Origin of the sequence: Arcobacter suis CECT 7833 (genome assembly GCF_003544815.1) — a bacterium.
Taxonomy (GTDB): domain Bacteria; phylum Campylobacterota; class Campylobacteria; order Campylobacterales; family Arcobacteraceae; genus Aliarcobacter; species Aliarcobacter suis.
In genome coordinates this window covers 23848-38945 of the sequence record NZ_CP032100.1, presented here as the reverse complement: position 1 = coordinate 38945, position 15098 = coordinate 23848, and the positions used below count along the sequence as shown (strand labels likewise).

The 15098-nt window shown below is 27.2% G+C and carries 19 protein-coding genes; all 19 read left to right on the top strand.

Annotation, left to right across the window (positions count from 1 at the left end; genetic code table 11):
- Positions 1 to 159: 159 nt before the first annotated feature.
- Positions 160 to 543 (top strand): PAS domain-containing protein, encoded by a 384-nt coding sequence (locus tag ASUIS_RS00220; RefSeq protein WP_118885149.1) that lies wholly within the window; start codon positions 160 to 162, stop codon positions 541 to 543.
- An 11-nt stretch (positions 544 to 554) separates the two neighbouring features.
- Positions 555 to 1817: a methyl-accepting chemotaxis protein gene (locus ASUIS_RS00215; RefSeq protein ID WP_118885148.1), complete on the top strand. Its 1263-nt coding sequence runs from the start codon at positions 555 to 557 to the stop codon at positions 1815 to 1817.
- Between the two features lie 53 nt (positions 1818 to 1870).
- Positions 1871 to 3166, top strand: a complete 1296-nt coding sequence (nifN, locus tag ASUIS_RS00210; protein WP_118885147.1) for a nitrogenase iron-molybdenum cofactor biosynthesis protein NifN — start codon at positions 1871 to 1873, stop codon at positions 3164 to 3166.
- Positions 3156 to 3533 (top strand): hypothetical protein, encoded by a 378-nt coding sequence (locus ASUIS_RS00205; protein ID WP_118885146.1) that lies wholly within the window; start codon positions 3156 to 3158, stop codon positions 3531 to 3533. The genes nifN and ASUIS_RS00205 overlap by 11 nt, the downstream gene beginning before the upstream one ends.
- Entirely contained in the window at positions 3534 to 4055 is a 522-nt protein-coding gene (locus ASUIS_RS00200; RefSeq protein ID WP_118885145.1) for a thioredoxin domain-containing protein, read from the top strand. It begins immediately after the preceding gene.
- Position 4056: 1 nt separating this feature from the next.
- Positions 4057 to 4500 carry an ankyrin repeat domain-containing protein gene (locus ASUIS_RS00195; protein ID WP_118885144.1) on the top strand — a complete coding sequence of 148 codons (444 nt, stop codon included), beginning with the start codon at positions 4057 to 4059 and terminating at the stop codon, positions 4498 to 4500.
- On the top strand, positions 4484 to 5737 hold the full coding sequence (locus tag ASUIS_RS00190) for a SagB family peptide dehydrogenase (protein ID WP_118885143.1): 1254 nt from the start codon (positions 4484 to 4486) through the stop codon (positions 5735 to 5737). Before ASUIS_RS00195 ends, ASUIS_RS00190 begins: the two co-directional genes overlap by 17 nt.
- Positions 5738 to 5799: 62 nt before the next feature.
- Entirely contained in the window at positions 5800 to 6195 is a 396-nt protein-coding gene (gene nifX, locus ASUIS_RS00185; protein WP_118885142.1) for a nitrogen fixation protein NifX, read from the top strand.
- 1 nt (position 6196) lies between these two features.
- Positions 6197 to 6628 (top strand): NifX-associated nitrogen fixation protein, encoded by a 432-nt coding sequence (locus ASUIS_RS00180; RefSeq protein WP_118885141.1) that lies wholly within the window; start codon positions 6197 to 6199, stop codon positions 6626 to 6628.
- Between the two features lie 9 nt (positions 6629 to 6637).
- A complete protein-coding gene (locus tag ASUIS_RS00175) occupies positions 6638 to 7153 on the top strand; it encodes a flavodoxin (protein ID WP_118885140.1) in 516 nt (171 codons plus the stop codon).
- A gap of 13 nt (positions 7154 to 7166) precedes the next feature.
- Positions 7167 to 7505 carry a nitrogenase-stabilizing/protective protein NifW gene (locus ASUIS_RS00170; RefSeq protein ID WP_118885139.1) on the top strand — a complete coding sequence of 113 codons (339 nt, stop codon included), beginning with the start codon at positions 7167 to 7169 and terminating at the stop codon, positions 7503 to 7505.
- Positions 7495 to 7887: a nitrogen fixation protein NifZ gene (locus ASUIS_RS00165; protein ID WP_226799939.1), complete on the top strand. Its 393-nt coding sequence runs from the start codon at positions 7495 to 7497 to the stop codon at positions 7885 to 7887. The genes ASUIS_RS00170 and ASUIS_RS00165 overlap by 11 nt, the downstream gene beginning before the upstream one ends.
- A 104-nt stretch (positions 7888 to 7991) precedes the next feature.
- Positions 7992 to 8336: a hypothetical protein gene (locus tag ASUIS_RS00160; RefSeq protein ID WP_118885137.1), complete on the top strand. Its 345-nt coding sequence runs from the start codon at positions 7992 to 7994 to the stop codon at positions 8334 to 8336.
- A gap of 10 nt (positions 8337 to 8346) precedes the next feature.
- Positions 8347 to 8643, top strand: a complete 297-nt coding sequence (locus tag ASUIS_RS00155; protein WP_118885136.1) for a 2Fe-2S iron-sulfur cluster-binding protein — start codon at positions 8347 to 8349, stop codon at positions 8641 to 8643.
- Between the two features lie 53 nt (positions 8644 to 8696).
- Complete coding sequence (locus ASUIS_RS00150) at positions 8697 to 9944, top strand: RNA polymerase factor sigma-54 (protein WP_118885135.1); 1248 nt, start codon at positions 8697 to 8699, stop codon at positions 9942 to 9944.
- Positions 9945 to 10135: 191 nt separating this feature from the next.
- Positions 10136 to 11593: a methyl-accepting chemotaxis protein gene (locus ASUIS_RS00145; RefSeq protein WP_118885134.1), complete on the top strand. Its 1458-nt coding sequence runs from the start codon at positions 10136 to 10138 to the stop codon at positions 11591 to 11593.
- A 136-nt stretch (positions 11594 to 11729) separates the two neighbouring features.
- Entirely contained in the window at positions 11730 to 13148 is a 1419-nt protein-coding gene (locus ASUIS_RS00140; protein WP_118885133.1) for a sensor histidine kinase, read from the top strand.
- A 601-nt stretch (positions 13149 to 13749) separates the two neighbouring features.
- Positions 13750 to 14664 (top strand): nitrogenase iron protein, encoded by a 915-nt coding sequence (nifH, locus tag ASUIS_RS00135; RefSeq protein WP_118885132.1) that lies wholly within the window; start codon positions 13750 to 13752, stop codon positions 14662 to 14664.
- A 56-nt stretch (positions 14665 to 14720) separates the two neighbouring features.
- On the top strand, positions 14721 to 15080 hold the full coding sequence (locus ASUIS_RS00130) for a hypothetical protein (protein WP_118885131.1): 360 nt from the start codon (positions 14721 to 14723) through the stop codon (positions 15078 to 15080).
- Positions 15081 to 15098 lie beyond the last annotated feature (18 nt).

The following is a 15098-nucleotide window of genomic DNA, read 5'->3' as shown; positions in this document are numbered from 1 at the left end:
GACCATTAAATAGCAAATTAATATTTTCATTAATTAATTATTAAATTTATCATATAAATATCATATTTATTAATTTAACCTTTTATTAAGTTTATAAACTTACAATAATTTTAATTTTTCAAGAAAAATAATTAAATATAATAGAAGAACATAAGTAAAATGAATAAAGAAATAAAGCTACATAAAAACACAATGATAGTTTCAGAGACTGATGAAAAAGGTGTAATTGTATATGCAAATAATGATTTTTGCGATATTGCTGGTTTTTCAAAAAACGAACTTATAGGTAAAGCGCATAGTATGGTTAGACATGAAGATATGCCAAAAGCTGCTTTTGAAGATTTATGGAAAACTATTCAAAATGGTAGAATTTGGAATGGAATTGTTAAAAATAAAACAAAAAATGGTAATTTCTATTGGGTGAATGCAACAGCTTATCCATCAAAAACAAAAGATGGGAAGTTACGATACATTTCAATTAGAGTCTGTCCTACAAATCAAGAAATTGAACAAGCTAAAATACTTTATACAACTATGAAATAAGGGATTTTATAATGTTATTTTCAAATAAAAGTGATGAAGCTATTTTAAAAGCTTTAGATGATATTGATTCGTTTATAAATAATAAAATAAATAAAATTCCAGATATAAATATTTCAAGTAGTGGTTTTAACAAAAAGTTAAAAGAGAAGTTAGAAAAAATATCTTTATCTTTAAAAATAAAAAATGAAGAAGAACTTCAAGTTTATGGTGAAATAATGTTAGTTTCTGAAAAATTAGCAGATGGAAATATTAATGATAAGATTTATCATACAAATACTTCAAATGAAAAATTAAATTACATTGCCAATACATTTAACTCTTTAGTTGATAATCTAAAATTTACAATAACTTCTATTTTAGATGTATTAGATAGTTATTCAAAACATGATTATATAAAAAAAGTTGAGATTCCAACTATTCAAGGTGAATTTAAAATGTTAGTTGATGGAGTTAATACTCTTAGAGAAACTATAACTTCAATGCTGATTGAAAATAAAGAAAATGGTTTAACACTAGATAAAACATCAGATATTTTGTTGATAAATGTAGATAAATTAAATCTAAGTTCCAATTCGGCGGCTGTTAGTTTAGAAGAATCAGCAGCATCTTTAGAACAAATGACCAGCAATATTAGAAATAATACAGAAAACATTTCTAAAATGGCAAATTTATCAAATGAATTAATTATTGCAACTAATAATGGTGAAATTTTAGCAAATCAAACAACAATTGCTATGGAAGAGATAAACTCACAAGTAAATTCAATTAATTGTGCCATAAGTATAATTGACCAAATAGCTTTTCAAACAAATATTCTTTCTTTAAATGCAGCCGTAGAAGCAGCAACCGCAGGTGAAGCAGGACGAGGATTTGCGGTTGTAGCAGCTGAGGTAAGAAATCTAGCAAATAAAAGTGCAGAAGCTGCAAAAGAGATAAAAATAATAGTTGAAAATGCAACAATAAAAGCTAATGATGGGAAAAAGATTGCAAATACAATGATTGAAGGATACAAAAGCTTAAGTGAAAATATCTCACATACAACAAATATTATTAATGATATTCAACTAGCTTCAAAAGAACAATTAGATGGTATTGTACAAATAAATGATGCAATAAATCTATTAGATAGACAAACTCAATTAAATGCAAATGTGGCTGCTGAATCTCACAATGTGGCACTTATTACAGATAAAATTTCAAAACTAATTGTTCAAAGCGTAAATACAAAACAATTTATGGGACGAGATGATGTAAAAATAAAAAAACTTATCTAAACTTAGGAATAGTTCTTGCATTATTTCCATAATTATCCTTATAAGGAATTATTATGGAAGCAATATCAGCCAAACCTTTACAATTAAATCCAATAAAATTATCACAACCTATGGGCGCAATGTTATGCTTTTTAGGTATTAAAAACTGTATGCCTTTAATGCATGGAGCGCAAGGCTGTGCATCTTTCTCAAAAGTATTTTTCACAAGACATTTTAATGATCCAATTGCAGTTCAAACAACTGCTGTAAATGATATTACAGCTGTTATTGATGGTGGAGATTATGCAATAAGTGAAAGTATTAAAAACATCACAAAAAAAGTAAAACCTGATTTAGTAGGACTTTTTACAACAGGGCTTACTGAAACAAAAGGTGATGATATAAAAGGAGCTAGTAAATTAGTTGAAGATATTCAACAAATGGTTTATGTAAATACTCCTGATTTTGAGGGTTCACTCGAAAGTGGATTTTCAAAATCAATTGAAGCAATAATTCAACAATTAGTTCAATCTACAACTGAAATAGATACAAACAAAGCCTTAATAATCCCAAATGTAAATTTAAAACCAATAGAAGTAGAAAAAATCAAAGACACTATCTCTTTATTTGGTTATGAAGTTTTTTCACTTCCAGATTTGAGTGAATCACTTGATGGTCACCTAGGATTAAAACAAGGGGCATTAACAAGTGGTGGAATATCTGTAGAAGATATTAAAAAACTTGCAAATTCTTCACTTGTTTTTACAATAGGACAAAGTGTAGAAAAATGTGGAAGTAAAATTCTTGAAAAAAATCCAAATATTAAAGTCTTTCATTTTGATTCTTTAGGTGGACTAGAAGCAAGTGATAAATTCTTTAAAGTTTTGTGTAAAGTAAAAAATATCTCTCAACCACACCCTTCAATTGTAAGATGGAGAAAAAGACATCAAGATGCACTTTTAGATACACATTTTGTTATTGGAAGTTCTAAAGTAATAATTGCCCTTGAGCCTGACCAAGCTTTGAGTGTTGCAAATACAATTATTGAAGCAGGAGCTCATATAAAAGCCATAGTAACCACACATAGAAATGATTTATTAGATGAAATTCCATGTGAAAACCTTTTAATTGGGGATTTTGAAGATGTGGAATCATTTTTGCAAGAGGGTGACTTAGTAATATCAAATTTCCATGCAGAAAGACTTGCTATAAAACATAAAAAAGCTTTATTAGTTCGAGGTTTTCCTGATTTTGAAAGTTTAGGAAACCAACTTAAAAATGATGTTTTATATGAGGGAAGTTCATATTTACTTTTTGAATTAGCAAATTTAATAAATCATCATAAATTAGGAGTAGGACATGAGCATTAATCCAAATATGCAATTAGTTCCATTTACAAGTGTGAAAATGTTAAATGAAACTATAAAATTAATAGGAATGCCTAAACTAAATGCACAAATTATTATTACATTACCAAATATAAATGAATTTAATGAACAACTAAAAAATAGTATTCATTGCTCAAAAAATGAAATTGAGTGTTTTATCATAACAACTAGTTCAAAAAATGAGATAGAAAATATCATAAAAGAGTTTGATTTAAATGAATCAATAATGTCAAATGATTTTAGATCAATTGCAAAAACATTTAATCTAGATGATAAAGAAAATAAATTAATAAAATCATTAATAATGATAAATAAAGATTGTCAAATAATACACAAGGAAATTTTATAAATGGAAGTTACATACAAAAACAAAGCCTACACTTTAGGTAAAAAAGATAGAAAGATTGAGGGTGAAGCACCAGCAGTAAGAGTAAAAATGGCAAATGATGAAACAAAAGTAATTGGTTTAATGGCACCATCTGTTCAAGTTATGATTAGTTTAAATGACATAAATAAATACACAAGTGAAATACATGAAGTAATAAACTCAACAAAAAGAAAAGTTTATGCTTATTTAATAACTCCAAGTGAACAAGAACAAGTTGAAGATATTGCAGAAAAATTTGCTTTAGATAAAGGATTTATTTCAAATGACTTTAAAGATTTTTCACTTAAATTTGGAGTTAATATTGATGATTCTATGATTGCAAATTCTATTTTTATAATTGATAAAGAGGGAGTTATAAAATATAAAGAGATTCCGACTGATTTAGAAGAAGATTTTAAAATTGAAGATTTTTCTATTACTTTAAATGAAGTTGTAAACTTCAAACCAAAAGGTCATACTCACGAAAATTGGATGGGTGTTTAAAATGACTACTTTATTAAAAGAGTGGTTAATTAAAAATGAATATTCTCAGGAAGATTTAAATACTGTTGGGAAATATGGAAATTCTGCACTTATGAAAGCATGTAGAGAAGCTAATATAATTGTTGTAGATGAATTATTATCATTGAATGCTGATTTAAATATTAAAAATATAGATGGAAATTCTGCTTTGTGGAATGCCTGTTTTGGGAACTCTTATGAGTGTTTTGAAGCTTTAGTAAAAGCTGGAATTGATATAAATTCACAAAATGTAAATAATGTAACTTCACTAATGTATTGTGCAAGTGCAGGAAAAGAAGATTTTGTAGAATTACTTTTAAAACATAATGCACGTACTGATTTTGAAAGCTTAGATGGATTCAAAGCAATCGATTTAGCAGTAACTCCAAAAATTGTAAAACTACTGAAAAATGCAAATATATCATGATCAAACTGATATAAATTATAAAAAATATTTTAATCAAGCTAATTTTATAGATTATAGAACTCAACCAAGAGCTTATAAAAAATATCCTCATTTTTATCAAAGATTTAATCTTGATGATTATGAGGAGTTAAAATTTATAAAAAATATTGGAAAAATCACAGCTACAAAAACTTACGGGAAAGAAAAAGTTGATTTAAGAGCAAATCCTAGTGCTGGTGGATTGTATCCTTGTGAATTATATATTCAAATTCGTGCAATTAAAGGATTTATTAGTGGAATTTATCATTATGAACCACTTGAAAATAATCTTACTTTAATCCATGAATTAAGTAATGACGGAGTTGAGTTTTATTTTAAAGAAAAAGAACAAAAGAAATTTATGTTTTTAATCTCAAATGCCTATTTTAGGACTGTTTGGAAATATGAAAAAAGAGCAATTAGGTATCTTTTACTTGATACTGGACATTTTTTAGGTTCAATATTTTCAGCTTTAAAACTTAAAAATATCGAATGTGAAATTGATTTTAATTTTGATAAAAGTGCTTTAAATGAAGAGTTTTCTTTTGATAATTTTGAATCATTTTATACAAGTATTACTGTTAAATCACAAAAAACTATTGAACCAAAAAAGTTACGAACTCCAATAATAAATGTTTGTGCTTGTGATTATCAATTAAAAGAAAAATTTGTAGAAGATTTTTATCATGATTGCCAAAAAGATGAACTAGAAAGAATATTCGCAATTGATTTATTAAATGATTTATCAAAAGAAAATCTCCAAAATGCCATAAATAATAGACGCTCAATTCGAGCTTTTAATAATGAAACTATTTCAAAAGATGATTTTTTATTTATTACAAAAGATATTTTTGAATTTGCAAATACTTTTGGTATAGAAATTTATTTTGTAAATAATCATATTGAGGGAATAAAAAAAGGTTTATACAAAAATGCCAACTTAGAAAATGAAGCTGATTTTACTGAGAAATTGACAACTTTAGCTCTTAATCAAAAACTTTCTGGACAAAGTGCATTTACTATATTTTTTACATGTAAAGCAGGACACAATTACTTTTATTCTTATATTTTAACAGGATTTATTGCTCAAATTTTATATCTAAGAAGTACTTCTCTAAACTTGTCTTGCAGTGGAATAGGAGCTTATTTTGATGATATTAGTAAAGAATTTTTGAATACAAAAAACAATATTTTTTATCTTTTTGCCATAGGTAAATAAATTTAAGTTGTGGAACACTAATTGCATATATTTCACAAGATACAAACTTTTAGGATAGTAAGATGAAAAGTATAAAAATACAAACAAACGAACCAACAAGTGGAACTGTTAGAATCGCTTTTGCTACAAGTGATTTAGAAAATATAGACTCTCATTTTGGAAGCGCAAAGCAATTTGCCGTTTATGAAGTAGGAAAAGAGTCAACAACTGTTTGTGAAATCATAAAAATTGAAGATAAAGATACAGATAAAACTGTTGAATTATTAAAAGGTATAGATATTGTTTATTTTACAAATATTGGAGCAATTGCTGCTGCTAAAATCATAAACAATGGAATATTTCCAATTAAATATAAAGAAGTAGTTTCTATCGAAGAAGAAATCAAAAAATTAACAACAATGTTAAATACAAATCCACCTCCATTTATTAAAAAAATTATTGAAAAAAAGGCTGCCTAATATGGATGCTAAAAAACTATTTATTGAAACTTTAGTTGGACAAGTAAGAGCTTTAGACCAGTTTGGAACTTGGACTGGTAAAAGCAATGAAGAACTAATAGTTGAAAAATATATCAGAACAAAAGAAGATTTAAAAAATATTCCTATTATCGCTGATATTGACGAAATGCAAATTAAAGATATAAGACTTATTTTCCAAGCAGTTGCACTTGCATTTGAAAAAATGACTGGGGTTATGGCTTCTGTTGTAATGGAAATGAGTCATGAAGGATTTGGAAGAGTTGTAGTTTTCGCAGGGAAAATTGTTCTTTGTGAAAAATTTTTCAAAGATGCCCATAGATACTCTTTTAGAGAATATGAAAAACTAGAAGAAGAGGGTGAAAAGTTTCTTTTAAATGCGCAAGAAACTTATGATAAATATAAAAACATTTAAGGATTAGACATGGCAAACATTGGAATTTTTTGTGGAACAGCTGGTGGTACATCAATGGCTATTGCAAAAGCATTAGCAAAAGAGTTTGATGTTGATGAAATCATAAATATGGAAGAAGACTTCGATAATGTAGATCAACTTCTTGAATATGACATTTTATTTTTAGGAAGTTCTACTTGGGGACAAGGTGATGTTCACCACTCTTGGGTTGATCCGATTTTAGAAATAGAGTCTGATAATATTGATTTCTCAGGAAAAACTGTTGCATTTTTTGGAGCAGGGGATTGTGTAAAACATGGTGAACATTTCTGTTCAGCGTTAGGGAAACTTCATAAAACATTTACAAAAGCAGGTGCTACTGTTGTTGGATTTGTTCCTGTTGAGGGATATAAATTTGAATTTTCACTAGCTCAAATAGATGATAAACTTTGTGGTTTAGCTATTGATAACCACAATGAAAAAAGTTTAACAAAAGCTAGAATCAAAGATTGGATTGAAACTTTAAAAGACGAATTAGACTTGTAATAAAGGATATAAAATGCAAACTGTAAATGATTTTTATAAACTAAGAGATACTGAAGATTTTTTTAATTTTTTTGGTTTAGAGTTTGACCAAAAACTAATTAATATTAAAAGATTTCATATGATGAAAGAGTACGGGACTTTAATAAAAAAAGGTCTTGATTCAATTGCAGATGAAAACAAACTATTGGAATTTTTAAAATTCTCACTACTTAGAGTTTATGGTGATTACAAAACTGGTCATGCTCCAAGTGCCGCTGATGTTTGGAATATGTATGAAACAGGAAAACTAGATGGTTGTTCATCTTGTGGAACTGGAACAACAGGAACTCAAGGAGGAAGTTGTGGGTGTTAATCATAAAGAAATAGTTGATGCAAATACTATTTTACACGATAGCGTAACTGCATCAAGATCAGGTAGAGATGAAGATAAACCAAAATTTGGAATAGGTCAAAAAGTAAAACTTCTTGAAGATATAAAAAATGATGGAACATATCCACATGCTCCTATTGGAACAATTATGGTTCAAGCAGGTGCAATTGGATATATAAAATCAATAGGGGAATTTTTACAAGTAATCAGAGTTTATGAAGTTCATTTCTTAGATTTAAATGCTTTGATTGAAGTAGTAGGTTGTAGGGAACACGAACTACTAGCAATGGAAAATTATAGAGATGAAGTTGAGGAAGAACTTGAGTTTATGAGACAACATAGGGAAAAACATTACTCAAAATAATTTTTGCTCAAGCCAAGTAAAAGAGCTTAAGAAAACTTTTTTACTTGGCTTGGTGATCTTATTTTAGTAAACAAGTCTATTAAATAGTAGTAAGGAGGAAAAGTATGGCAAAAGTGATTTTTATGCATTTTGACACGGTAACTGATGGGGTATATGATGCAAAAATTGGTGAACCTATTGTTAGGTTAGCTAAAGAAAAAAATGTACCAATTCCATTTGCGGCTAATGGTGATTATTCTAAGTGTTTAATTTCGGTTGAAAACTTAAGTGATGAAGAACCAACAAGTTATATGGAAGATGAGGAGTTAGATATTTTAGTTAAACTTGGAGCAATTACTGCAAGTGAAGCTGAACAATGTCAACAATTTACAATTAGTCCAAAAATCAGAATAGCACCAATGATGTTAGTTAAAGGTGATATTTTAGTAAAACCATTCAAATTAAAATAAGGGAAAAAAAATGACAACAAGAGTAGAAATCGTAAACGACTTTTTAGCAATTAATGTAAAACCAGGAAGTACAATTCAAGATGTAGTTGAAGCATCTGGTTCAGCTTTACCATTTGGTTGTAGAGACGGTGAGTGTGGAACATGTTTAGTTTCAATTGAGCAAGGTATGGAATTTATCTCTGAAATCAATGAAAAAGAGAAAAAAGTAATTGCAGAAGCTGGTGCTGGTACAAATACTGAGAAATCAAGATTATCGTGCCAAATGAAAATAGTTAAACCAAACGGTGTAATTAGAATAAAGTATTAAAAAATATACTAAAGGACGTCCAAATTCTTTTTGAATTTGGGCAAAATAACTCTATGGCAAATTCACTTTCAATATCAACTGCGCAAAAGCAGAACTTAAACCTATCATTAAAGTTGTGGCTACCAATGCTTCAAACATCTATCCAAGATTTAGAATCGTACCTAACAAACTTGTCTTACGAAAACCCTTTTTTGGAAGTAACAAAATCAAAAGATTTTTATAGTAACTTTACTTCAAATGGTACAAGTGGAGAATTTGTTGAGTCATTAGCTTTTTATTCAAACTCTTTGAATGATAAACTAAGCGATCAAATAGAAAATGAATCACTTTTTCCAACACCAAATTCAAAAAAAGTTGCACTTGAAATTTTGTGTGATATAGATGAAAATGGATACTTTGATGGAGATATGGAAAAAATAGCAACTACTTGTAATGTATATAAAGAGTATGTTGAATCAATAAGACAAAGATTTGCAAGACTAGAACCAAGTGGAGTTGGGGCATTAGATTTGCAAGAATCATTTTTGTTTCAGTTAGATTCTATTGATAGAAAAATTGACGATGAATTATATAATTTCACTAAAAAAATCATAAAAGATATAGCTCATGTTGACAAATATGCAGCACATCATAGATTTAATGATGCAAAAGATATTATAAAATATTTCAATAATCCTCCTGCCATTGATTATATAAATGACAATGTGCAAGTTATCCCTGATTTCTTTGTTGAAATCAATGAAGATATAGAGATAAAAATAAACAATGCTTATTACCCAGATATAAAAGTTAAAAATCCATTTATTACAAAAAATGAAAATATAAAAGAAAAACTAAAAGAAGCAAAAGATTTAGTAAATTTACTAAACTTACGAAAATCAACACTTTACAAAATTGTTTTAATAATTGTAGAAAAACAAATATCTTTTTTTGTTGGAGGAGAATTACGACCTTTTTCTATGCAAGAGATTGCAGCTGAATTAGGATTTGCAGAATCAACAATAAGTAGAGCTGTATCAAATAAATATATAGAGTGTAATTTGGGAATTTTTCCATTAAAATTCTTTTTTACAAATGCTGTTGATAAAGATTTATCATCATCACAAATAAAAAGTTATATTAAAAGTTTAGTTGATTATGAAGATAAAGAGATTCCTTTAACAGATGAAGCTATTTTAGAATTTATAGAAACAAAGTTTGGTCTTAAAATGGTTAGAAGAACTATTACAAAATATAGAAAAATATTAGATATTCCCTCTTCAAAAGAGAGAAAAAAACTCTACAAGGTAGAAAATCTATAAATTCTTCACTCAATATGCGCTAAAATACTCTTAGAAATAATATTTTTATTAAAATATAAAATCCTAAATTATTTTTTTACTAAAAAATAAAAAATGATACTATTTTAATACACTTTATTACTATTATTTTAAAATAACATTATCATTAAGATAACATTTCATTTTAATAAAAATAATTTAAGGAGATTATAATGCTAAACATTGGAAAAACAGAAGAAGAAAAAGGACGATTAATTGCAATGGATGAAAATTTTGCAATTATTTCATTTAAACCAGATGGGACAATAATACATGCAAATGATAATTTTTTAAATGTTCTTGGTTATAAATTAAATGAAGTGGTAGGTAATCATCACCGAATGTTCTGTAATAAAACATATACAACTACAACAGAATATACAGAATTTTGGAATAATTTAGATAAAGGAATATCTCAAATAAATGAGTTTGAAAGAATTCATAAAAATGGTAGCTCTGTTTGGATTCAAGCTTCATATACTCCTGTAAAAAATAAAAGTGGAAAAGTAACAAGAGTTGTTAAATTTGCTCAAGATATTACTGAAGCTAAAAAAGTAATTGATGCTGTAAAAAAAGCTATTGAGTTAGCAAAAATAGGAATTATGAAACAAACTATAACTGAATCAACTAAAAATGAAGGCATAGAAGAACTTAAAAATGGTGTTAATGACTTATTTGAAATTGTATCTGCAAAAGTTGATGGGGATTTAAATAAAATATCAGATGCTTTAATAGCTTTTCAGAAATTAGACTTTAGACACAGAATTACAGGAAATAATTTAGGAGAAGTATCTGTTGGATTAAATAGTCTTGCAAATGTTGTAAATGATATGTTAGTTGAGAATAAATCAAATGGATTAACATTAGATGAAAGCTCAAATATCCTTCTTGTAAATGTTGATAAATTAAATATCAGTTCAAATGAAGCAGCAGCAAGCCTAGAAGAAACAGCAGCAGCATTAGAAGAGATAACATCAAATATCAGAAATAATACGCAAAATATCCAAAAAATGGCTACATATTCAAGTAGTGTTACAAAATCTGCAAAAGATGGAGAGAATTTAGCAAACCAAACAACAGTTGCTATGGAAGAGATAAATGTTCAAGTAAATTCAATAAATGAAGCAATAACAGTAATTGACCAAATAGCATTTCAAACAAATATTCTTTCACTAAATGCAGCTGTTGAAGCAGCAACTGCTGGTGAAGCAGGGAAAGGATTTGCAGTTGTTGCAGCAGAAGTTAGAAATCTTGCAAGTAGAAGTGCAGAAGCAGCAAAAGAGATAAAAAACATAGTAGGAAATGCAACTTCTAAGGCCAATCAAGGTAAAGAAATAGCAAATCATATGATAAGTGGATATAAAGAGTTAAATCAAAATATAACAAATACTATAAATCTAATTCAAGATATAGAGATGTCAAGTAAAGAACAACTTACAGGAATAGAACAAATTAATGATGCTGTAAATCAGTTAGATCAACAAACTCAACAAAATGCAGCTGTTGCATCACAAACGCATGATGTTGCCATGAATACAGATACAATAGCAAAACTTATAGTTTCAAATGCAAATGAAAAAGAGTTTATTGGTAAAAACGAAGTTAAAGCTAAAAATATAAAGATTAAATAAAAAGGAAAGTTTAAAACTTTCCTTTTTTAAATAGAATAAAATGATTAAAATATAGAAATTTATAAGAAAATAAGAGATTAATAAGATAATTAATATCTTATTTTTATATAATTACAATTATATAGAAAGGATTTCTATGAATACTCAACAAATCAATCTATTATCTACTTTATTTGACGAATCACTCGATGCTATCTTAATTCTTGATTTAAAAACACAAAAATTTATCTTATTCAATCAAAAAGCTTTAGAATTATATAACTACACAGAAGAAGAAATGAGACAAATTACTCCCAAAGATTTGACTTTAGAATTTATAACAGATGAGGAGATGAAAAAAAGACAAAAAAATATTTTAGAGAAAGGTTGGGATAAATTTACAACAAAACATAAAACAAAAGATGCGAAAGCCTTAGATGTTTTAATAAAAAGTAAAAGAATTGAACTAATACCTGATTCTCCTCTTTTATACATAACAATTATTAATTTAGGAAAAGAACAAAAAATAGAACAAGAGTTTGAAACAATATTTTATAGTTCAAAAGATGGAATTGCAACAATAAATTTAGATGGAAATTTTATAAAATTTAATGACTCTTTTAAACAATTAAGTGAATATAGTTACAATGAACTTATTAACATTTCTGTTTTTGATTTATTTACTAAGGAAAATAAAGAAAAAATCCAAGAGTTAATGGACCTTATAATTAAAGAAAAATATATAGAAAATTTTGAAACTACTTTTATTACCAAAAATGAAAAATTAATGATTATTTATATTACAATGAATTTGATGCCAAATCAAAAAGAGATTTTATTAATTATTAAAAATTTTACTCTTTTAAAACTCATAGAATTAGAAAAAAAGTTTAAATCACTAAATGAATTAATTCAAAATATATCACATCAATGGAAACAACCATTAAGTACAATTTCTATTATTGCAAGTGGAATTAAACTACAAAAAGAACTAAATTTATATGATATTTCAAATTTAGATAATGATATGAGCAAAATTGTAGAAATTACAAATTATTTATCAAATATAATTAATAATTTTGATGATATTGCTTTTGAGAATCTTGAAAAATCTTATAGTATTTGTCAAATAATGAGTGATATCTTACATGATATGAAAAAAGTTATAAACAAAAATCATATAAAAATTATAACTGACTATAAAGTTGATAATAAAATTTATATAGATAAATTTAAGTTTTCTGAAGCAATTAAAAATATTCTAAATAATTCAATTGAAGCATTTATTGAAACTAATGTTGAGAATAGGGTCATAATTATAAAAATAGTTAATACAAATAATCATCTTAACCTAAAAATCCAAGATAATGCAGGAGGAATTGACGAAAAAATACTTCCTAAAATATTTGAGCCATATTTCACAACAAAACATCAAAGTCAAGGTACAGGATTAGGACTAACTAACACATATAAAACTATTGTTGAAATGCATAAATACTTATTATCTTTTGATAATTGTCAAACTATATTTGAAAATAAGAATTATAAAGGGTTAAGTGTAAGTATCACATTTTAGTAAGAAAACTTAAAGAAAAAATCTTACTAAGATTGTAAAACACCATATACTAAAAGTATAAATAGATTTTAATATATTGCTACTTCCTGCTGATATGATAATTGCAGATTCGATTGTATATTTACCTGTTAAAAAAGGTAACTGCTGTTCCTATTTTGAATCTTCTAGCTCAAACCTATAACTTTTGATGCTTTTTTATAATAAATATAATTGATAATTCCCATTAAGACAATGAAAAACAAAAATGGTAACAAAATTGTTTTAGCAACTTCCATATTAAAAGTGGAAGTAAAAAAAGAATCTTTTTATAATACCATCTTTACCAGCTGAATTTCAACCTTCAAAAATAATACAAACTTGTAAATCATATAACTCTTTTTTGTACTCTTTTTTTCATTTTAAACCTACATAATATAAATAATTTACACTAATAAAATCGGATAATAAATGTCCTAAAAATAAATTTTTAATTTTTTCTTAGCATCTAATCTCCTATTTTAGGGTTTTCTAAAAGAAATTATAAAAATTTATAAAAAATCTTTTCTGTGGAACACAAAGTGCAATTATCTATTTCGTAAACATATATATCAAAGGAGTTAAAATGTCAGCATTAAGACAAATCGCGTTTTACGGAAAAGGTGGGATTGGTAAATCTACTACATCTCAAAATACATTGGCTGCAATGTGTCACTATTATGGTCAAAAAATATTAATCGTAGGTTGTGATCCAAAAGCGGATTCAACAAGATTAATTTTACATGAAAAAGCTCAATCAACAATTATGCAATTAGCTTCTGAAGCGGGAACTGTTGAAGATTTAGAATTAGAAGATGTATGTAAACCAGGTGCTGGAGAATTCCACTACGATAACAATGAAATAACTGAAGGTTATATCAATTGTACTGAGTCTGGTGGTCCTGAGCCAGGTGTTGGTTGTGCAGGTAGAGGAGTTATTACAGCTATCAACTTCTTAGAAGAAGAAGGTGCTTATGATGACGATTTAGATTTCGTTTCTTATGACGTTCTTGGAGATGTTGTTTGTGGTGGATTTGCTATGCCTATTAGAGAAGGTAAAGCTCAAGAAATTTATATCGTAATGTCTGGAGAAATGATGGCAATGTATGCTGCTAATAACATTTCAAAAGGTATTCTAAAATATGCAAATACTGGTGGAGTTAGACTTGCAGGTCTTATTTGTAACGCGAGAATGACTGATAAAGAATATGACTTATCAAAACACTTAGCAATGCAAATTGGTACTCAATTAATTCACTTCGTTCCAAGATCTAACCACGTTCAAAGAGCTGAGTTAAGAAGAATGACAGTTGTTGAATATTCACCAAATCATGATCAAGCTATGGAATATAAAGAATTAGCAAGAAAAATCATTGCAAATGATTTAAAAGTTATTCCAACTCCATTAGAAATGGATGATTTAGAAAACCTATTAATGGAATTTGGATTAGAAGAAGAAGCTGACTTAGAAAATGTTGGTAAAAAAGCAGAAGAAGCTTAATAATTAAGCTTAAAAAAACAAAAAATTAAAATAAAAATAGTAGTAAGGAGAAAATTATGTTTGTATGTGGATACCACTTCCCAGCGAGTGAAGGAAATAATGTAAGTTTTGAGAAAGTTATTGAAAAAGTACAGGAAGGTATTGATGCTTCAGGGAAAACTGTAACTTTAACAAGTGAAACAAGAGAAGGCGCTAAATTAGAAACTATTTCTGTTCCTGAGGGTTCTTTTTTACACACTGCACTTGTAGATTATTATACAAATACTGAATGTAAAGAAATTGATGGTTTTAAAATGGTTTATTACACAAATAAATACCAAATTTCTGAAATTTCAAAAAGCGTAGATGGTGATGCAACTAAAGCAGTTTGTAGAAAATTAGATGACATGAATCTATACAGAGTTAAAGTAGCGTAAGCTACTTTTTCTTTAAAA